This window comes from Streptomyces sp. TBY4 (assembly GCF_024213195.1).
GTDB lineage: Bacteria > Actinomycetota > Actinomycetes > Streptomycetales > Streptomycetaceae > Streptomyces.
This window is the reverse complement of record NZ_JANAVF010000005.1, coordinates 335,560-355,281: the sequence shown is the minus strand read 5'-3', so window position 1 is coordinate 355,281 and position 19,722 is coordinate 335,560. Positions and strand designations below refer to the sequence as shown.

General features: G+C 71.9%; 17 protein-coding genes. 5 read left to right on the top strand and 12 right to left on the bottom strand.

Annotation, left to right across the window (positions count from 1 at the left end):
• Positions 1-76 precede the first annotated feature (76 nt).
• Both NLX94_RS14895 and NLX94_RS14890 read right to left on the bottom strand, forming a co-directional pair.
• Positions 77-1,246, bottom strand: a complete 1,170-nt coding sequence (locus tag NLX94_RS14895) for a helix-turn-helix domain-containing protein (protein WP_250741288.1) — start codon at positions 1,244-1,246, stop codon at positions 77-79.
• A 376-nt stretch (positions 1,247-1,622) separates the two neighbouring features.
• On the bottom strand, positions 1,623-1,862 hold the full coding sequence (locus NLX94_RS14890; RefSeq protein WP_374683949.1) for a hypothetical protein: 240 nt from the start codon (positions 1,860-1,862) through the stop codon (positions 1,623-1,625).
• Between the two features lie 556 nt (positions 1,863-2,418).
• Between NLX94_RS14890 and NLX94_RS14885 the strand changes: the two genes are divergently transcribed.
• A complete protein-coding gene (locus NLX94_RS14885; RefSeq protein ID WP_214951587.1) occupies positions 2,419-2,949 on the top strand; it encodes a universal stress protein in 531 nt (176 codons plus the stop codon).
• 99 nt (positions 2,950-3,048) lie between these two features.
• The gene (locus NLX94_RS14880; protein ID WP_254383188.1) at positions 3,049-3,615 is read left to right on the top strand and encodes an acetate uptake transporter; all 567 of its coding nucleotides are present in this window, start codon (positions 3,049-3,051) and stop codon (positions 3,613-3,615) included.
• A 91-nt stretch (positions 3,616-3,706) separates the two neighbouring features.
• On the opposite strand, the gene glmS is transcribed toward NLX94_RS14880, so the two are convergent.
• The 3 genes from glmS to NLX94_RS14865 form a co-directional block, all read right to left on the bottom strand.
• On the bottom strand, positions 3,707-5,524 hold the full coding sequence (gene glmS, locus NLX94_RS14875; RefSeq protein WP_254383187.1) for a glutamine--fructose-6-phosphate transaminase (isomerizing): 1,818 nt from the start codon (positions 5,522-5,524) through the stop codon (positions 3,707-3,709).
• Between the two features lie 78 nt (positions 5,525-5,602).
• Complete coding sequence (locus NLX94_RS14870) at positions 5,603-5,878, bottom strand: hypothetical protein (RefSeq protein WP_214951593.1); 276 nt, start codon at positions 5,876-5,878, stop codon at positions 5,603-5,605.
• Positions 5,879-5,985: 107 nt separating this feature from the next.
• Entirely contained in the window at positions 5,986-6,906 is a 921-nt protein-coding gene (locus NLX94_RS14865; RefSeq protein ID WP_254383186.1) for a DUF4429 domain-containing protein, read from the bottom strand.
• A gap of 52 nt (positions 6,907-6,958) precedes the next feature.
• On the opposite strand from NLX94_RS14865, the gene NLX94_RS14860 reads away from it, so the two are divergent.
• Complete coding sequence (locus NLX94_RS14860) at positions 6,959-8,551, top strand: beta-N-acetylhexosaminidase (RefSeq protein WP_254383185.1); 1,593 nt, start codon at positions 6,959-6,961, stop codon at positions 8,549-8,551.
• Positions 8,552-8,579: 28 nt separating this feature from the next.
• Here NLX94_RS14860 and NLX94_RS14855 read toward each other — a convergent pair whose 3' ends face one another.
• From NLX94_RS14855 to NLX94_RS14830, 6 genes are all read right to left on the bottom strand, one after another.
• Positions 8,580-9,500 (bottom strand): siderophore-interacting protein, encoded by a 921-nt coding sequence (locus NLX94_RS14855; protein WP_254383184.1) that lies wholly within the window; start codon positions 9,498-9,500, stop codon positions 8,580-8,582.
• A gap of 107 nt (positions 9,501-9,607) precedes the next feature.
• A complete protein-coding gene (locus tag NLX94_RS14850) occupies positions 9,608-10,654 on the bottom strand; it encodes an ABC transporter substrate-binding protein (protein ID WP_254383183.1) in 1,047 nt (348 codons plus the stop codon).
• A gap of 137 nt (positions 10,655-10,791) precedes the next feature.
• The gene (locus NLX94_RS14845) at positions 10,792-11,967 is read right to left on the bottom strand and encodes an acyl-CoA dehydrogenase family protein (RefSeq protein ID WP_254383182.1); all 1,176 of its coding nucleotides are present in this window, start codon (positions 11,965-11,967) and stop codon (positions 10,792-10,794) included.
• Between the two features lie 8 nt (positions 11,968-11,975).
• On the bottom strand, positions 11,976-12,908 hold the full coding sequence (locus NLX94_RS14840; protein ID WP_254383181.1) for a hydroxymethylglutaryl-CoA lyase: 933 nt from the start codon (positions 12,906-12,908) through the stop codon (positions 11,976-11,978).
• Complete coding sequence (locus NLX94_RS14835) at positions 12,905-14,974, bottom strand: biotin carboxylase N-terminal domain-containing protein (RefSeq protein WP_254383180.1); 2,070 nt, start codon at positions 14,972-14,974, stop codon at positions 12,905-12,907. The genes NLX94_RS14840 and NLX94_RS14835 overlap by 4 nt, the downstream gene beginning before the upstream one ends.
• A gap of 16 nt (positions 14,975-14,990) precedes the next feature.
• Positions 14,991-16,607 carry a carboxyl transferase domain-containing protein gene (locus NLX94_RS14830; protein WP_254383179.1) on the bottom strand — a complete coding sequence of 539 codons (1,617 nt, stop codon included), beginning with the start codon at positions 16,605-16,607 and terminating at the stop codon, positions 14,991-14,993.
• A 109-nt stretch (positions 16,608-16,716) separates the two neighbouring features.
• Between NLX94_RS14830 and NLX94_RS14825 the strand changes: the two genes are divergently transcribed.
• Complete coding sequence (locus NLX94_RS14825; protein ID WP_254383178.1) at positions 16,717-17,295, top strand: TetR/AcrR family transcriptional regulator; 579 nt, start codon at positions 16,717-16,719, stop codon at positions 17,293-17,295.
• 56 nt (positions 17,296-17,351) lie between these two features.
• Positions 17,352-18,158, top strand: a complete 807-nt coding sequence (locus NLX94_RS14820) for a phosphatase (RefSeq protein WP_254383368.1) — start codon at positions 17,352-17,354, stop codon at positions 18,156-18,158.
• Between the two features lie 625 nt (positions 18,159-18,783).
• Here the strand turns inward: NLX94_RS14820 and NLX94_RS14815 are convergent.
• Positions 18,784-19,722, bottom strand: a complete 939-nt coding sequence (locus NLX94_RS14815) for a cation diffusion facilitator family transporter (RefSeq protein ID WP_254383177.1) — start codon at positions 19,720-19,722, stop codon at positions 18,784-18,786.

Here is a 19,722-nt window from a genome sequence, read left to right as displayed (position 1 = left end):
CACCTTATGCGGAAGGTCCCCCGCACCGGTGACCACCGAGGTGACCACTGGTGCGGGGGACCTTCCCGGGACCTCGTTACGCGTGCTCGCGCAGCACCCGGCCCGGGGCGTACAGCTCCGTCACCGTGGGACCGGCCGCGGCCAGCGCCGCCGCCGCGCGCTGCGGCTGCGGAGTGCGCTGGTGCGGGACCGGCGACTCCGACAGCTGAGCCACCTGGACCACGTCGGCCTGCGGGCGGCGGGCCCGGTAGGCGGAGCGGTAGGCGGCCGGGGAGGACCCCAGCTGGCGTCGGAAGTGCCCGCGCAGCGCGACCGGCGAGCGGAACCCGCAGCGCCCGGCGACCTCGTCGACCGAGTAGTCGGAGGTCTCCAGCAGCCGCTGCGCCTGGAGCACCCGCTGGGTGATCAGCCACTGCAGCGGCGCACTGCCGGTGAGCGAGCGGAACCGCCGGTCGAAGGTGCGCCTGCTCATGTAGGCGCGCGCCGCCAGCGTCTCCACGTCGAACTGCTCGTGGAGGTGCTCCAGAGCCCAGGCGACGACCTCGGCCAGCGGGTCGGCGCCGATCTCCTCCGGCAGCGACCGGTCGAGGTAGCGCTCCTGGCCACCCGTGCGGCGCGGCGGGACGACGAGCCTGCGGGCCAGTGCCCCGGCCGCCTCGCTGCCGTGGTCCGTGCGCACGATGTGCAGGCACAGGTCGATTCCGGCCGCGGTGCCCGCGGACGTGAGCACGTCGCCGTCGTCGACGAACAGCTCGCGCGGATCGACGTGGACGGACGGGTAGCGCTTGGCCAGCGTCGGCGCGTACATCCAGTGCGTCGTCGCGGGCCGGCCGTCCAGCAGACCGGCGGCGGCGAGCACGAAGGCCCCCGTGCACAGTCCGACGATCCGGGCCCCCTCCTCGTGCGCCAGACGCAGCGCGTCGAGCGCCTCCGGCGGCGGCGGCGAGGTGATGGAACGCCACGCGGGAACGACGACCGTGCCTGCCCGGGCGATCGCCTCCAACCCGTATGGCGCGGTCAGTTCGAGTCCGCCGGTGGTCCGCAGAGGACCGTCCTCACCGGCACACACGAGCAGTCGGTAGCGTGGAACTCCCGCGTCCTGCCGGTCAATGCCGAACACGGAAAGTGGAATGGAGCTCTCGAAGATCGGTCCGCCGCTGAAGAGCAGCACCGCGACGATCTCCCTGCGGCGACGCCCCGCGAGCTTCCTGCCGTCAACGACGACGGCGGTGGAATCCTGGCTCATGGCGCTAAGCCCCCCTTGGGTGTCGCGACTCCTTGGTCTGGTCGCACCTGCACGTATCCCCTCGGCCTTGCACGTGGCTCCCCCGCCGTAAATACATGATCGAATCTACTGCGTCCCGTGGTGTCGGCGTGACAAGTTCAGCACGCAGCGCTATGTCGACTTGGCAACTTGGCGAAAAGCATTCGATCAGGAAGCGTTCCACTCCGCTACCCGGGTGGAAAGCGCACTGTCCGGCCATGGCCAGTACTCGTAGGGTCAAAGTCCCCTTGTGGCGCCGTAGTCGCTGATGGTGAGGGGGTCGGGGGGACATTCCGGCAAGGGGGGTGACCTGCCGGGAAGTTGGCTGAAAACATGCGGGTGTGGATGTGCGAATCGGTCAGTCGTGAGGGGACATCCCGCCGGAAACCTGACATCCGCGCTGGGTCGCGGCCCCGGCGCGCGAGTGCCGGCCCCGGTGCGCGGGCGTCAATCGGTCCTCCGCGAGGACCCGGGCGGCATTCCGCTCCGTCTGTTCGGAGTGGCGCAGCAGCACCCGGCAGGCCGCCGTGACGGCCGCCAGGCCGAGCGTGGCGACGGCGGCCCCGCCGAAGGAGGTCCCGTAGACGACGAGGACCACGGGGACGAGCAGGCAGCTGAAAGCCGCCCAGCGCACCACGTCACCCGCGGAGTCCTCGTGGGGGTGCCGGGCGGGCTGCACGGACGAGTGAAGGGGAGGGGGAGAGATGTGGACGGACTGCGTCGGCTGAGCGGGCGACTGAGCGGGCTGGACGGGGTGAACCGGATGACCGGGCACGGCGTGCTCCCTGCGGGCTCTTCCTGGACGGTCGGACTCGTGTCCAACGGCGTGCGGCTCGGCTCGGTCACTGCGCGCACGGGTGGCACCCACCCGATGGGGTGCTCCTGGTCACTGGCTGTAGGGGGCAGCGGACATTGCCAAGGAGGCGTGGCTGCGGCATGCTCCCTTGGACGCTCTCCAAGGGCGGCATGACCTGTGCAGCACAGGAGTGTCGCCGTACCCTGGTGGGTATGGGCTTGGGAAGATGCTTCCCGGACAGAGCTCGGTCACACTGAGTTGTCGTTTTCTGGAATCGTCCCGCTTGAATCGTCGCTTCCGCCTACTGGCGCCCCGTCCCCTTGTCCCTTCCCCTGAGGACCTCTTCGCCGAGACACCCATGGCCGGTCACGAATTCTCCGAACCCGCGGACCGCAAGCGCAAACGCCTCGCCGACCCCGAATCGGCCGACCTGCGCGCGGTGGAACAACCACGTCATCCCTGCGACCCGGCCTTCCGGCACGGGGTCGTGGTGGGCTTCGACGGATCCACGTCCAGTGAGCGCGCCCTCGCGTACGCGATCGGCATGGCCCGCCGCTCGGGCTCCGGTCTGATCATCGTCCATGTCGCGAACCGGCTGCCCACCACCGTGTGGGCGGGATGCGAGCCGCCGGTCTTCGTGGACGTGCCGGACCACCGCACCGAGGTGCTGGGGCTGGAGCTGGCCTGCGCGGACTACCTGTCCGAGGTTCCGTGGATCCTCGTCGAGCGCGGCGGGGACATCTGCCACGAGCTGGAGGAGGTCGGCCGGGAGTACTCGGCGGACGCCATCGTGGTCGGCTCCACGCACGGGATCGTCGGCCGGATCTTCGGCTCGGTGGCGGGCCGGCTGGCCAAGCGGGCGCAGCGACCGGTTGTTGTCATCCCGTAACCGACTGTATGTCGATTGTGCGGTTGTGCACCCCCATGTAAGGGGTAGATAAAGGCTGCTGGGACGCAGCAAACAACTGCAGATCGAAGGGAGCCCGCCGTGGACAATGGTGTCTCTGCGGGAAGCACGGCCTCGACTTCGACCCTCGGGCACATCGCCCTGGGTCTCACCCTTCTCGCATTCGGTATCGGCAACACCGGCGTCATCGACGGTGTGACCGCGGCCAACTCCGTGTCGCTCGCGATGTACCTCGGCGGACTCGCCCTGTTCGTCCTCGGAGTCCTGGAGTACCGCGGCGGCAACGGCTTCAACGGCACGGCCTTCGCGGGCATCGGCACCTTCTGGTTCATCTGGGCCAGTGGGGCCGACGGAAAGGTTTCGGCAGACGCGGCCGGGATGTTCCTCGTGCTGTTCGCCATGCTGGGACTGACCCTCACCGCCGCGGCCTCGGGCGGACTGTTCGGTCAGGGCGTGTACGGCCTGTTCACCCTCTCCCTGCTGCTCCTGGCGATAGGCAGCTTCGCCGACAGCGGCGGGCTGGCCAAGGCGGGCGGCTGGGTGGCGGCGCTCTGCGGACTCCTGGCCTGGTACGGGGCCACCGCGGCGCTGGCGAGCTGGCCGATGGCCCTCGGAAAGGGCTCGCGCGGCGCGGTCGCCGCGAGCTGAGGGCAGGGCCCGAACGCACGAAACGGCCCGAGCACACGAAAAGGCCCCCGGGGGATCCCCGGGGGCCTTCTCGTGCGCGAGACCCGCTCGACTACTCGACCGTGACCGACTTCGCCAGGTTGCGCGGCTTGTCGATGTCCCGGCCCATGGCCAGGGCGGTGTGGTACGCCAGCAGCTGCAGCGGGATGCCCATCAGGATCGGGTCCAGCTCGTCCTCGTTCTTGGGCACGAGGATCGTGTGGTCGGCCTTCTCCTGCTTGGTGTGGGCGACCGCCAGGATCCGGCCGCTGCGGGCCTTGATCTCCTCCAGCGCCGCACGGTTCTTCTCCAGCAGGTCGTCGTCCGGGACGATCGCGACCGTCGGCAGCGAGGGCTCGATCAGGGCGAGCGGACCGTGCTTGAGCTCGGAGGCCGGGTAGGCCTCGGCGTGGATGTAGGAGATCTCCTTGAGCTTCAGGGAGGCCTCCAGGGCCACCGGGTAGCCCCGGACGCGGCCGATGAACATCATCGACTTGGCCTCGGCGTACTCCGCGGCCAGCTTCTTGATGTCCTCCTCGCCGTCCAGGATCTCCTGGATCTGCGCGGGCAGCTTGCGCAGGCCGTCGATGATCCGCTTGCCGTCGGTGACGGACAGGTCGCGGATGCGGCCCAGGTGCACGGCGAGCAGCGCGAAGGCCACGACCGTGTTGGTGAAGCACTTGGTGGAGACGACGCAGACCTCGGGTCCGGCGTGCACGTACACGCCGCCGTCGGCGGCGCGGGCGATCGCGGAGCCGACCACGTTGACCACGCCGAGGACGCGGGCGCCCTTGCGCTTGAGCTCCTGCACCGCCGCGAGCACGTCGTACGTCTCACCGGACTGGGAGACCGCGATGTAGAGGGTGTCGGGGTCCACGACCGGGTTGCGGTAGCGGAACTCCGAGGCCGGCTCGGCGTCGGCGGGGATGCGGGCCAGGCTCTCGATGAGGCCCGCGCCGATCAGACCGGCGTGGTACGAGGTGCCGCAGCCCAGGATCTTGACCCGGCGGATGCCGCGCGCCTCGCGCGGGTCCAGGTTCAGGCCGCCCAGGTGGACGGTGTTGAAGCGGTCGTCGATCCGGCCGCGCAGGACGCGGTCGACCGCGTCGGCCTGCTCGGAGATCTCCTTGTGCATGTACGTGTCGTGGCCGCCCATGTCGTAGGAGGCGGCCTCCCACTCCACGGTCTCGGGCGTGGCGGTGGTCGTCGTACCGGAGGTGGTGTAGGTCCGGAAGTCGTCGGCCTTCAGGGTCGCCATCTCGCCGTCGTCGAGGGTGACGATCTGACGGGTGTGGGCGACGAGCGCGGCGATGTCCGAGGCGACGAACATCTCCTTCTCGCCGATGCCGAGGACGACCGGGGAGCCGTTGCGGGCCACGACGATGCGGTCGGAGAAGTCGGCGTGCATGACGGCGATGCCGTAGGTGCCCTCGACGACCTTGAGAGCCTCGCGGACCTTCTCCTCCAGGGTGTCGGCCTGGGCGCGGGCGATGAGGTGGACGAGCACCTCGGTGTCGGTCTCCGAGAGGAAGACGACCCCGTCGGCCTCGAGCTTGGCGCGCAGCTCCGAGGCGTTGTCGACGATGCCGTTGTGGACGACGGCGACCTTGTTGTCGGCGTCCAGGTGCGGGTGGGAGTTGATGTCGCTCGGGGCGCCGTGGGTGGCCCAGCGGGTGTGGGCGATGCCGGTGGTGCCGGCGAAGCGCTTGGGTACCCGGGACTCCAGCTCGCGTACGCGGCCCTTGGCCTTGACGACCTTCAGGGCCGCGGCCTTCGGGCTGTTGACGACGATGCCCGCGGAGTCGTAGCCGCGGTACTCCAGTCGCTGCAGGCCCTCCAGCAGCAGCGGTGCCACGTCACGCTTGCCGATGTAACCCACGATTCCGCACATAAGGTCTTTCCCCTCCTGAAGTTCGGTTGTTCTTGCCGCTGTCCGGATCCCCGGCAGGTGGTGCCCGCTGCGGGCAGCTCAGCCGTAGACGATGCGGCGCAGTTGCCGGAGCGAGAGCTCCGGCGGTGCCACGGCGCGGTGCGGCAGCTCGGCCGCGATCCGCTCGAAGATGTCCGCGTTGACCGCGCCCCCGGACTGGAGCTCACGGTGGCGCCGGCGGACGAACTCCTCGGTGCTCTCGTCGAAGTACGCGAGTACGTCGAGCACCACTCGGGCGGCTTCGCCCCGCTGGAGCGAGGTGCTGCGCACCAAGTGGTCGACGAGGTCGTCGTGCGACGGGCGGCGGTCGGGCATCCGTTGATATTGGCGGCACGAGCCGCAGAACGCAAAAATCCTGCCCGATATCGGGCAGGATCATGCTGGTCTGGACCAGAGGAGGGGTGAATTCCGGTCTTTGGCGGTCAGAAACGACCCAAAATTGCCGCTTTCGCCGTGGTGAACTCCTCGGCCGTGAGGATCCCCGCCTGATGCAGCTCCCCCAGCTCGCGCAGCCGGCGCAGCAGGGCGTCGTGGTCCTCCGCCGGGGCGGGAGCGGGGGACGGGGCGGCGACGGGAGGAAGGGCCGGGGCGGGGGGCGCGGCGAGGGCGGGGCCGGGCTCCGGCACGGGCTCCTGCGCGGGGGCCGCCGGGTGCGGCATGCGGACCGCGACGGCGGCCGCGACCAGCGCCATCAGGGGGTCCTTCTTGAAGCCGAACAGTTCCACCGTGTGCGGGTCGTACTTCGGGGCCGAGCTCTGCGTGGCGCCGGCCAGAGCGAAGCGGATCCACCCGTTCTCCAGCCCCCGGGACGGGGCCCATTCCACCGACCGCAGGTCCGCGACCCTGAACTCCCGGGCCCCGCCGGACCGTTTCGCCTCCTCGGTCGTCCAGTTCCACTCCAGGCAGACCCGGTCCCCGTCGAAGGCCACCGTCCCGTCGCCCGCGCCGACCGTGATCGGCACGGCGGGACCCGGCAGCAGGTAGGAGTCGGTGGGCCCGGGGTCCACCTGGTCCAGCAGCAGGGCGTTGCGGACCTCGTCCACGAAGTACTCCGCCACCCCGCCGCGGTCGGGCTCCACCGTCAGCCGGTACGGGTCGGAGGCTTCCGGCAGCCGTCCGCCCGTCACCTGCAGGAGGGGGTCGGCGCCGTCACGCAGCCGCAGGCGCAGCCGGCCCGCCTTGCGCCCCGGTTCGTACGAGACCCCGGCCAGCGCGCGCAGCGGGACGAGCACCTCGCCCAGCGTCTGGCGCAGCAGCCCCACCCCCTTGTCGCGGCCGGGCACGATGCGCACCGCGTCCCCGTCGAAGGTCCATGTGCCGTCCTTCTGGATGATTTCCGCCATCCTGGGATTCTTGCATCGGCCCCACGGGCCCGGTTGGCCTATACCTATGCGCATGAGAGTCCCGCGACGCGTCCTCGCCGCCCTCCTCGTCCTCGCCGCCGTCCCCGCGGCCGCCTCCTGCAGCAGCGCCGCGCGGGGGGACGACGCCCGCCCCAGCGATGATCCGCCCGCCGCGCTCGCGCCCTACGAACGGCTCCTGCCGGCCCCCGTCTCCGCCCGGGCCGGGGGCCCGGGGTACACCTTCGGCCCGGGCACGGTCATCCGTACCGGCCTGACCGACGACGAGGAGGTCCGCAGGGTCGGCGAACTCCTCGCGGAGCAGCTGCGCGGCCCCAGCGGGCTGCCGCTGCCCGTGGTGGACGGCACGGAGGGCGACGGGATCCGGCTGCGGATCGACGGGGAGGCCGGGGGGACGGGGGAGGAGGCCTACCGGCTGGAGTCCGGGCCCGGCGGGGTGACCCTCACCGCGCGCACGCCCGCGGGCCTCTTCCACGCCGGCCAGACGCTGCGCCAGCTCCTGCCGGTCTCCGGCCCGGGCACGGTCCCGGGCGGCACGGTCACGGACGCGCCGCGCTTCGCGTACCGGGGCGCGATGGTGGACGTGGCCCGGCACTTCTTCCCGGTGGAGCAGGTCAAGAGGTACGTCGACCAGCTCGCGCAGTACAAGGTCAACACCCTGCACCTGCACCTGACCGACGACCAGGGCTGGCGCCTCGCGATCGACTCCTGGCCGAGGCTGGCGGAGTACGGGGGCGCGAGCGAGGTCGGCGGCGGCCCCGGCGGGCACTGGACGAAGGACGAGTACCGGGACCTGGTGGCGTACGCCGCGGAGCGGTACGTGGACGTGGTCCCGGAGATCGACATGCCCGGCCACGTGAACGCCGCGCAGGCCTCCTACGCCGAGCTGAACTGCGACGGCAAGGCGCGCGAGCGCTACACCGGGATCAAGGTCGGCTTCAGTTCGCTGTGCGTGGGCCAGGAGCGGACCTACGAGTTCATCGACCAGGTGCTGGGGGAGCTCGCGGAGCTGACCCCCGGCAAGTACCTGCACATCGGCGGCGACGAGGCCCACTCCACGCCCGCGGCGGACTACGCCGCCTTCATGGACCGGGCCCAGGCGGTGGTCGCGAAGCACGGCAAGACGGTGGTGGCCTGGCACCAGCTCGCGACGGCCCGGCCGGCCCCGGGGGCGGTGCTCCAGTACTGGGGCCACGACCGCACGGCGGCCGCCGAGAAGGCGGCGGTGACCGCGGCGGCCAAGGCCGGCAGCCCGGTGATCCTGTCCCCGGCGGACCGGCTCTACCTGGACATGAAGTACGACAAGGAGACGAAGCCGGGACTGGCCTGGGCCGGGTACGTGCCGGTCCGCCGGGCCTACGACTGGGACCCGGGGACCTACCTGACGGGCCTCCCGGAATCCGCCGTCCTCGGGGTGGAGGCCCCGCTGTGGACGGAGACCATCGCGACCCGGGGGGACTGGGAGCTGATGGCCTTCCCGCGCGTACTGGGCCTGGCGGAGCTGGGCTGGTCCCCGGCCACCGCCCGCGACTGGACCTCGTACAGCCGGCGGCTGGCCGCCCAGGCCCCCCGCCTGGACGCCCAGGACGTCACCTACCACCGGGCGCCGGACGTGCCCTGGCAGTAGGCGGCGGCGCGGACCCGGCGGGGGGCGGCTAGAGCGCCGCCGTCGGGTCCTCGTCGGGGGCCCGGCCCGCGTAGGCCTCCGCGAGGAGCTCCTCCTCGCTCGCGCCGAGGCGCCAGTAGCCGGTGAAGCGGACCGAGCGGCGGTCCACGCCGCAGTCCTGGACGAAGTGCCTGCGGACCGCGCGGATCGTCGCGGACTCGCCCGCGATCCAGGCGTACGGGGCTCCGGCGGCGGGCCGCTCCGCCGCCCGGAGGACCTCCAGCACCCGGTCGGTGCGCTCCGCTCCGGTGCCCGGCTCCCGTACGACCCAGGTGACGTCCGCGCCGTCGGGCGCCCGCAGGTACAGCCGGTCGTCCTCGTGCGGGACCTCGAACCAGGCCCGGACCGGGGTGCCCGCGGGCAGCCGGTCCAGGATCGCGGCGGCCGCGGGGAGGGCGGTCTCGTCCGCGTACAGCAGGAACGCGTCGGTGCCGGCGGGCGGCTGGAACCGTACGGACTTGTTCTCCGCGACGGCCGGGCCGATCGCCATGATCCGGCGGCCGGTCACCGCGCGGCCGGCCCAGGCCGAGGCGGGGGAGGAGGAGCCGTGCAGGACGAAGTCGATGTCCACCTCGTCCACGCCCGCGGCGGTCCGGCGCTGCTCGCGGACCGTGTACGAGCGCATCACCGGGCGCTCCTCGTCCGGCATCCCGCGCCAGTCCCCGAACCAGGTGTCCTCGCCCGTGGACGGCAGCACCGTGTGCTCCCGGCCGGCCGGCGGCAGGAAGAGGGAGAGGCTCTGGTCGCAGCCGCCCGAGCGGAAGCCCGCGAGGTCGGCGCCGCCGAAGGTGATCCGCAGGAAGGAGTGGCCGAGGCGGCGGGTGCGGAGCACTTCGAGCTCGAAGAACCGGAAGTGGGGGATCTCGGCCGGGGTTTCGGGCGCGGCTTCGGTGTCGGTGCCGGAGGTCATGCGGAGGGTCCCCCCTGGGATCGGTGAACGGCTGGGCGGTGCGGGGTGATGCAGAAGGCCCCGGCGCCTGGGTGAGGCGCCGGGGCCGGACGGTCAGGGACCCGGGGTCAGCTGACCTTCTTGGCGTTCTGGATGGCCTTCGCGAGGTCTTCCAGGATCTGCGCGCACTTCTCGTACGAGTAGACGGGCTCGGTGGTGCGCGGGGTGACCTGGCCGGCCTTGGCGGCGGGGAGCGCGGCCCAGGTGGGCTTCTCCTTCGCCAGCTGCTCCGGCTGGAGGGCGCTGCTGCGGTTGTCGAGCAGGATCAGGTCGGCCGGGTACTTGCCGGCGTTCTCCCAGCTGAGGCTCTCGAAGAAGGTGCTGCCGTCGTCGAGCTTGTCCGGGGTGACGAACTCGACGCCGAGCTGCTGGAAGTAGGCCAGGTCGGCCGAGGTCTTCGGCGTGGAGATGTAGAACTTGTCCGCGTCGCCGGAGGCGGTGAGCACCTTGATGCCGGGGTTGGCCTTGACCGCTTCGCGGACCTTGGCGGAGGCGGCCTCGAAGCGGGCCTTGCCGTCGACGGCCTTCTTGGAGTTCAGGTCGGCGCCCAGGGACTTGGCGAGCTCCGCGGTGCGGGCCAGGGCCTTGTCCATGGTGACGTCCTCGCCGCCGGCGCGGATCGCGGCGGCCGGGGCCACCTTCAGGATCTTGTCCTTGGACTCCTCGGGCACGTACCAGTACGTGGTGTCCCAGGTGTTGGTCACCAGCAGGTCGGGCTGGAGGGAGGCGTACTTCTCGACGTTGAACTCGCCCCAGACGTTGCCGAGGATCTCGACCTTGGAGATGTCCATCGAGCCGGCCTGCACGTCGGCCTTGCCGTCGGCGGTCTTCGTCGGGCCGAACACGCCCTTGACGTTGACCCCGTAGTCGTAGAGCGCGGCCGCGGTGCCGGTGAAGGCGACGATGTTCTTCGGCTTGGACTTGGTGGTGACGTCCTGGCCCAGGTCGTCCTTGAAGCTCCAGGCGCCCGAGGCGGAGCCCGTGCCCTTGTCGCCCGAACCGTCCTTCGCGGAGTCGCCGCCACCGCAGGCGGTGAGCGCGGCCACCAGGCCGAGGGCGCCGCCTGCCGCGATGAGCCCGCGGCGGGTGAGGAGGGAGGAGCGGGACTTGGGCATGGCGGTGTCCACTTTCGTGCGTACTGCGTGGCTCGGGCGTTCGAAGGGAAGGTTAGCCTAACCTTGGCTGAAAACGATAAGAGGCCCTCCTCGCGGAGGGCCCCGAACCGTACGGCCGACGGCGCGGCTGGGCGCGGCTAGGCGGAAACCCCCAGCTCACGGGCGATCAGCATGCGCTGCACCTCGCTCGTGCCCTCGCCGATCTCGAGGATCTTCGAGTCGCGCCACATCCGGGCCACCGGGTACTCGTTCATGAACCCGTAGCCGCCGTGGATCTGCGTGGCGTCGCGCGCGTTGTCCACCGCCACCGTCGAGGAGTACAGCTTCGCGATGGCCGCCTCCTTCTTGAACGGCTCCCCGGCCACGAGCCGCGAGGCCGCGTCGCGCCAGCCGATCCGGGCCATGTGGGCGCGCATCTCCATGTCGGCCAGCTTGAACTGGATGGCCTGGTTGTCGCCGATCGCCTTGCCGAAGGCGTGCCGCTCCTTCGCGTACTTCACCGACTCGTCCACGCAGCCCTGCGCCAGGCCCGTCGCGAGCGCCGAGATCGCGATCCGGCCCTCGTCGAGGATCCGCAGGAACTGGGCGTAGCCGCGGCCCTCTTCGCCGACCAGGTTGGCGAGGGGGACCCGTACGCCGTCGAAGGACAGCTCGCGGGTGTCCGAGGAGTTCCACCCCACCTTGGAGTAGGGGGCGGCCACGGTGAAGCCCGGGGTGCCGGACGGGACGATGATCGAGGAGATCTCCGGGCGGCCGGAGCCAGAGGAATCGGACACAGTGCGGCCCGTCACGGCGGTGACGGTGACCAGACCGGTGATGTCCGTACCGGAGTTGGTGATGAAGCACTTGGAACCGTTGATCACCCACTCGTCGCCGTCGCGGACGGCGGTCGTACGGGTGCCGCCCGCGTCGGAGCCCGCGCCCGGCTCGGTCAGGCCGAAGGCGCCGAGGATCTCGCCGGAGCACATCTTCGGCAGCCACTGCTGCTTCTGCTCCTCGGAGCCGAAGAGGTAGAGGGGCATCGCGCCGAGGGAGACGCCGGCCTCCAGGGTGATGGCGACCGAGGAGTCGACGCGGGCCAGCTCCTCCAGGGCGATGCCGAGGGCGAGGTAGTCGCCGCCCATGCCGCCGTACTCCTCGGGGAAGGGCAGGCCGAACAGGCCCATGCGGCCCATCTCGCGGACGATCTCGTACGGGAACTCGTGCCGCTCGTACAGATCGCCGATCTTGGGCGCCACCACATCGTGCGCGAACGCCTCTACGGTGCGGCGGAGTTCCTCGTGCTCGGGGGTGAGCCGGTGGTCGAGGGCCATGGTCTTCGTTACTCCTTGTGGGAGAGGGCGCGGACGGTACGGGAAGGGCTGGGACGTCCCAGCTGCTCGGCCATCCACACGCTCGTGGCGGTGAGGGCGGCCAGATCGACCCCGGTCTCGATGCCGAGGCCGTCGAGCATCCAGACGAGGTCCTCGGTCGCGAGATTGCCGGTGGCGCTCTTGGCGTACGGGCATCCGCCGAGGCCGCCCGCGGACGCGTCGACGGTGGTCACGCCGTGCTGGAGCGCGGCGAGGGTGTTGGACAGGGCCTGGCCGTAGGTGTCGTGGAAGTGCACGCCGAGCCGGTCGGTGCCCACGCCCTCCTCGTTGAGCTCGGAGAGCAGGTTCTGCACGTGACCCGGGGTGGCGACGCCGATGGTGTCGCCGAGGCTCAGCTCGTCACAGCCGAGGTCCAGGAGGGCCTTGGCCACGCCGACCACCTGGTGGACCGGGACCGGACCCTCCCAGGGGTCGCCGAAGCACATGGAGAGGTAGCCGCGGACGTGCACCTTGTGGTCCTTGGCCCGGGCCACGACGGGCTCGAACATCGCGAGGGACCCGGCGACCGTGCGGTTGAGGTTGCGGGAGGCGAAGGTCTCGGTGGCCGAACCGAACACGGCGATCCGGGTGGCCCCGAGCGCGAGCGCGCGGTCCAGGCCGCGCTCGTTGGGGACGAGGACCGGGAGGGCGGCCGGTACGTCGGCGAGGAGGGGGAACAGCTCCTCGGCGTCGGCCAGCTGGGGGACCCACTGGGGGTGAACGAAGCTCGTGGCCTCGATGGTGGTCAGTCCGGCGGCGGCCAGCCGGTGCACGAACTCGGCCTTGACGTGGGTCGGGACGGTCGTCTTCTCGTTCTGCAGCCCGTCGCGGGCACCCACCTCGTGGATCCGGACCCGGGCCGGGAGGCCCTCGTCCGCGAAGCTCATCGGAAGTCCGTTCATGCGGCCGTCTCCTCCTCGTCCGGGGTGACCACGGCCAGGACCTGGTCCATGGCGACCGTGGTGCCGGGGGTGACGTCGAGCTCGGTGACGGTGCCGGCGTGCGGGGCGGAGATGACGTGCTCCATCTTCATGGCCTCGACGACGAGCAGGCTCTGCCCGGCGGTGACCTTCTCGCCGACGGTCACCTTGACCACCGTGACGGTGCCGGGCATCGGGGCGGCGAGGGTGTCGGCGCCTGCGTGGGCGGTGCCGCGGGCTGCGACGGGGTCGTGGCTCTGGACGTGCCAGCTGTCCGCGTCGCGGCCCAGCCAGGTCCCCTCCGGGGAGGCGGCGTAGGCGAAGCGGTGGGTGACGCCGTCGAGTTCGACCGTGAGGTGGTCGGGGGTGCGGTGCACGATCCGGCCCCGGGCCGGGGAGCCATCCGCGTCGCCGAGGAGGAGTTCCGTGTGCGGGCCGGTGGTGCTGGGGCTCTGCCCCAGACCCCGCGCCTCGAACGCCGGCGAGGCTGAACTCGGCCGGGTGCGGACCGCTACGGGCTCCTGGCCGGGGAGGCGGAAGTGGTGGACCGTCCAGGCGGGGGTGCCGCCGAGGCGCCAGCCGTTGGCGGAGTCGAACGGGTCGGTCCAGCCCCCGGCAGGGTTTCGGGAAGGGGCGGGGTGGGGGACAGAGAGCAGCGCCGCGGCCGCGTAGACCTCGTCCGGCACCCCCTCGGGGAGGAGCGCGGACAGGTCCCGCTCGACCAGCCCCGTGTCCAGGTCCCCGGACACTACGTCCGGGTGGGCCAGCAGGCGGCGCAGGAACCCCGCATTGGTCTGCACGCCCAGGATCACGGTGTCCGCGAGGGCGCCGCGGAGTACGCGGAGCGCCGCCGCCCGGTCGGGCCCGTAGGCGATGACCTTCGACAGCATCGGGTCGTACGTGGATCCGGTGTCGACGCCCGCCGTCAGCCCCGAGTCCGTACGGACGGATCCGCCGGACGGCTCCGACAGGGCCAGCACCATGCCGCCGGACGGCAGGAACCCCCGCGCCGGATCCTCCGCGCAGACGCGGGCTTCGATCGCGTGCCCGGTCAGCCGGACCTCCGACTGGCCGAAGCCCAGCTCCGCGCCGGCCGCGACCCGGAGCTGCTGCTCCACCAGGTCCAGTCCGGTGACGAGTTCGGTCACCGGGTGCTCCACCTGGAGGCGGGTGTTCATCTCCATGAAGAAGTACGAGGAGGGGTCCCCGCCCGGGACGATGAACTCCACCGTCCCCGCGCCGACGTAGCCGCAGGACCGCGCCGCCTCCACCGCCGCCGCGCCCATCGAGGCCCGCAGTTCCGGCGTCAGCAGGACCGACGGCGCCTCCTCGATCACCTTCTGGTGGCGCCGCTGGAGGGAGCACTCGCGCTCCCCGAGGTGGACCACGTTCCCGTGCGCGTCGGCCAGTACCTGGATCTCGATGTGCCGGGGCCGGTCCACCCAGCGCTCCACGAGCAGGGTGTCGTCGCCGAAGGAGGACTTCGCCTCGCGCCGGGCCGCCGCGATCTCCTCGCCGAGCAGCGCGGAGTCCCGTACGAGCCGCATGCCCTTGCCGCCGCCGCCCGCCGAGGGCTTCAGCAGGACCGGCATGCCGATCTGCTCGGCGGCGGCGACCAGTTCGGCGTCGGACAGGCCGCTGCCCGAGGAGCCGGGGACCACGGGGACGCCCGCGGCGCGGACGGTCTCCTTGGCGCGGATCTTGTCGCCCATCAGGGAGATCGCGGAGGCCGGCGGCCCGATGAAGGCCAGGCCGGCGTCCGCGCAGGCGGCCGCGAAGGCGGCGTTCTCGGCGAGGAAGCCGTAGCCGGGGTGGACGGCTTCGGCTCCCGTGCGGCGTGCCGCGTCGAGGAGCCGCTCCACCGAGAGGTAGCTCTCGGCGGCCGCCGCCGGGCCGATGCGGACGGCCGTGTCGGCCTCCCGTACGTGGCGGGCGTCCGCGTCGGCGTCGCTGAAGACGGCCACGGAACGGATGCCGAGCTCCCGCAGCGTGCGGATGACGCGGACCGCGATCTCGCCCCGGTTCGCGACCAGAACAGTGCTGAACATCAGTGAGGTCCTCACGTCACATACGGAAGATGCCGAAGCCCGAGTCGCCCAGCGGGGCGTTCGCGCACGCGGTCAGGGCCAGTCCCAGCACCTGCCGGGTCTCCATGGGGTCGATGACCCCGTCGTCCCACAGCCGCGCCGTGGCGTAGTAGGCGTTGCCCTGTTCCTCGTACTGGGCCCGGACCGGGGCCTTGAAGGCCTCCTCGTCCTCGGCCGGCCACTCCTGGCCCGCGCCCTCGATCTGGTCGCGCTTGACCGTGGCCAGGACGGAGGCCGCCTGCTCGCCGCCCATCACGGAGATCTTGGCGTTGGGCCACATCCACAGGAAGCGGGGCGAGTACGCCCGCCCGCACATGGAGTAGTTGCCCGCGCCGTACGAGCCGCCGACCACCACCGTGAGCTTGGGGACCCGGGTGCAGGCCACGGCCGTCACCATCTTGGCGCCGTGCTTGGCGATGCCGCCCGCCTCGTAGTCCCGGCCGACCATGAAGCCGGAGATGTTCTGGAGGAAGAGGAGGGGGATGCCGCGCTGGTCGCACAGCTCGATGAAGTGCGCGCCCTTCTGCGCCGACTCGGAGAACAGGATGCCGTTGTTGGCGACGATCCCGACCGGGTGCCCGTGGATCCGGGCGAAGCCGGTGACCAGGGTCTGCCCGAACTCCGCCTTGAACTCCTGGAAGCGGGAGCCGTCCGTGATCCGGGCGATGATCTCGCGGGCGTCGTAGGGGGTGCGGGAGTCGACCGGCACCGCGCCGTACAGCCCGTACGGGTCCACCTTGGGCTCCTCGGGAGCCTCGACCGACCAGGGCAGGGCCCCGCGCTCGGGCAGGGTCGCCACGATGTTCCGTACGATCCGCAGCGCGTGGGCGTCGTCCTCCGCGAGGTGGTCGGTGACCCCGGAGGTCCGGGAGTGGACCTCGCCGCCGCCCAGCTCCTCGGCCGTGACCACCTCGCCGGTGGCGGCCTTCACCAGCGGCGGGCCGCCGAGGAAGATCGTGCCCTGGCCGCGGACGATGACGGCCTCGTCGCTCATGGCCGGTACGTACGCGCCGCCGGCCGTGCAGGAGCCGAGGACGGCGGCGATCTGCGGGATCCCGGCCCCGGACATGCGGGCCTGGTTGTAGAAGATGCGGCCGAAGTGGTCCCGGTCGGGGAAGACCTCGTCCTGCATGGGGAGGAAGGCGCCGCCCGAGTCCACCAGGTAGAGGCAGGGGAGACGATTCTCCAGGGCCACTTCCTGGGCGCGCAGGTGCTTCTTCACGGTCATCGGGTAGTACGTGCCGCCCTTGACGGTGGCGTCGTTCGCGACGATCACGCACTCGCGGCCGCTGACCCGGCCGATGCCGGCGATCACACCGGCGGCCGGGGCCGAGCCCCCGTACATGCCCTCGGCGGCCAGCGGGGCCAGCTCCAGGAAGGGGGACCCGGGGTCGAGGAGGGTGTCCACGCGGTCCCGCGGCAGCAGCTTCCCGCGGGCGGTGTGGCGGGCGCGGGCCTTCTCCCCGCCGCCCAGCCGGGCCGCCTCCAGCCGGGCCCGCAGGCCCTCGGAGAGCTCGCGGTGGGCGGCCTCGTTGGCCCGCCAGGCGTCGGACGCCGGATCGGCGGCGCTCGTCAGCACTGGTGCCTGCTGCATCGGTCGAGCTCCCTTGCTCGGTGCGCTCTGGTTCACTCGGTTAATGAGCGTTAACGCATGTGGGACTTAGGTTAACGACCGCTAACGGCCCTGTCTAGAATGGATTCCCATGAGCACCAGAGCGGCCGCCCCGACCCGGCGCGAACAGATCCTCGGCGAGGCTGCGCGCCTCTTCGCCGAGCGCGGTTTCCACGGCGTGGGCGTGGACGAGATAGGGGCCGCCGTGGGCATCAGCGGCCCCGGTCTGTACCGGCACTTCGCGGGCAAGGACGCGATGCTCGCCGAGCTGCTCGTCGGCATCAGCGAACGGCTGCTCACGGGCGGCCGCCGCCGGGTGGAGGAGGCGGCGGGTGACCCGTCCGGCGTACTGGCCTCCCTCATCGACGGCCACATCGACTTCGCGCTCGACGACCGGGCACTGATCACCCTCCACGACCGGGAGCTGGACCGGCTGCGCGAGGCCGACCGCAAGCTCGTGCGGCAGCTCCAGCGCAAGTACGTCGAGCTGTGGGTCGACGTCGTACGGGAACTGCACCCCGAGGTGGGCGAGGCGGAGGTACGCGTCTCCGTGCACGCGGTCTTCGGCCTGTTGAACTCCACCCCGCACCTGGCGGCGCTCGGCCGGGACGCCACGGAAGCGCTGCTGCGGCGGCTCGCGAACGGGGCCTTCGGGGCGCTGTCGGGATGACCGGCCGCGTCCGCAGGTCGGGATGGACGGGACGGCTCCGGGTGCTCGGCGGCAGAATGGGCCGCATGCCGAAGCCGATGGAGACGCCTGTGCCCAGTCGAGCCGAACTCATCGACCACCTGGTCCGGACGCGGATCGCGGGGGATGTCGCCACTCCGCGTGACAACAACCTCTCCCACTACCGCAAGCTCGCCAACGGTGACCGGCACTACTGGCTGGGCCTGGAGCTCGGCGACCGCTGGACGGACGAGCAGGACGTGCTCGCCGTGATGGCCGAGCGCTGCGGTGTCGTGGACGACCCCGCGCACCGCGTCGGCCAGGACACCATCGACCCGGAGCTCACCGTGTCCGCGCTGGACCGGATGGCGGCGCGGCTGCGGAAGGCCGCGCTGGACCGGCAGAGCGTGCTGCTGGCGACGGGGCACCCGGGCGGGCTGCTGGACGTGCACCGGGCCACGGCCGATGCGCTGCGGGCGGCGGGCTGCGAGATCGTGGTGATCCCGGCGGGGCTCGTCGCCGACGAGGGGTCGGTGTGGCAGTTCGCGGACGTCGCGGTGCTGGAGCGGGGCGCCACGCTGTGGCACACCCACTCCCCGGCGCCGATGGCGGCCATCCTGGACGCGCTGGCGGCCCAGGGCCGCCCTCAGCCCGATCTGGTCGTCGCCGACCACGGCTGGGCGGGGTGTGCGGCGCAGCGGGGGCTGGATGCGGTGGGCTACGCCGACTGCAACGACCCGGCCCTCTTCCTGGCCGAGGCCGAAGGCACCCTCCAGGTGGCGGTCCCCCTGGACGACCACGTCCGCGACCCCCGCTTCTACGACCCGATGGTCGCCTACCTCCTGGCGGCGGCGGGCCTCCTGTAGCCGCCTCAAACGCCGGCGGGGCTGGGTTGTGGCTGGGGTCCGTTTGCGGGTGGGGCGGGCTGCGGGTGGGGCGGTGCCGGGGTCGGGGTGGGGTGTTGGCCGGGACTGCATGATTTAGGCGCCCTACGTACAACTCCGACATGGCGGCGGCTCCCTCTGGCGCCACAAATCACGCTTTACGTCCCGGCCAACACCCCACCCCGCCCCCGTCCCCGCCCCGGCCGCCTGCGCCCCCCGCATCCGGCCCCGGCTTGTCTTTTCAGCCGTCCGGCGTTTGAGGACCGGGGTCTGGGGCGGAGCCCCAGGGGGTCCGGGCGGAGCCCGGGACTCTCCTGGCTGGTCCGGGTGCAGCCCAGCGGCATGGCGGGCCCCGCCAGGTCCGGGCGTAGCCCGGGGGTCCTGTTTTCAGCCCGTCCGGCGTTTGAGGGCCGGGGTCCGGGCGGAGCCCGGGGAACGGTGGAAGGGCGGGTAGGGGACTTTGCCCCGCAGGGCCCGCTCACCCGCCCACCGGGCCCGTGCCGGGACGGCAGTGGCGGCAGCGCCGGCCGGGCACCGCCGGACGGAGTCCGGCGCAGCGGCGCGACGCCGGTAAGGCCCGCCAGGGCCGCACCGCGCGAGCGGCGCGTTAAGAAGGAGAAGGAGTAGGCGTCGGGTCCAAGTAGACGCGGCGGATCGCCGGGAAGCGGTCCCGGAGCTGGGCTTCGGCCGTTTCGCAGGCTTCCTCCACCTGCCGCGCCGAAGCCAGGTCGTGGAAGTCGACCTTCGCCGCGATCAGGACTTCGGCCGGGCCCTGCACGATCGTGGTCAGCTCCAGCACGGCTTCGATGTGGAGCACGGACAGCAGCTCCTCCCGGACCTCCGCCCGCATCGCCTCCGGCAGCGGCCGCCCGATCAGGTACTGCGCGTTCGAGCGCCCGAGCTCCCACGCCACCCACACCAGCAGCAGCCCGATGAGGAGCGAGGCCACCCCGTCGTAGACGCCCGAACCGGTGAGCTGCGCCCCGAGCAGGCCGCCCGCGGCCAGGGCCAGGCCGATCAGGGCGGCCACGTTCTCCAGGAGGACGGCCTTCACCGCCGTGTCCGGGGTGTGTTTCACGTACAGCCCCAGGGGGGCCCGCATCCGGGCGGCCTCGCCCTTGACCTGCCGCCAGGCGACCAGGAGGGAGTAGCCCTCCAGGACGGCGGCCACGGCCAGGATGATGTAGGAGACGGTGGGATTGCCGGGTTCCTCGCCGTGGACCAGGGTGTGGATGCCGTCGTAGACGGCGAAGACCGCGCCGCCGATGAAGGTGGCGATCGAGGCCAGCAGTGCCCAGATGTACCGCTCCGGCCCGTAGCCCAGGGGGTGCGCCTCGTCCGCCGGTTTCGCGCTCCGCTTCAGGGCGGCGAGGAGCATCACCTCGGTGACGGTGTCGGCCACCGAGTGCGCCGCCTCGGAGAGCATCGCGCTCGATCCGCTGATGACCCCGCCGACCGCCTTGGCCGCCGCGATGCCTAGGTTCGTGACCACGGCGACGACGACCGTGCCTACGCTTTCGTCTTCCTTCTCACCGCTGCTGGACAT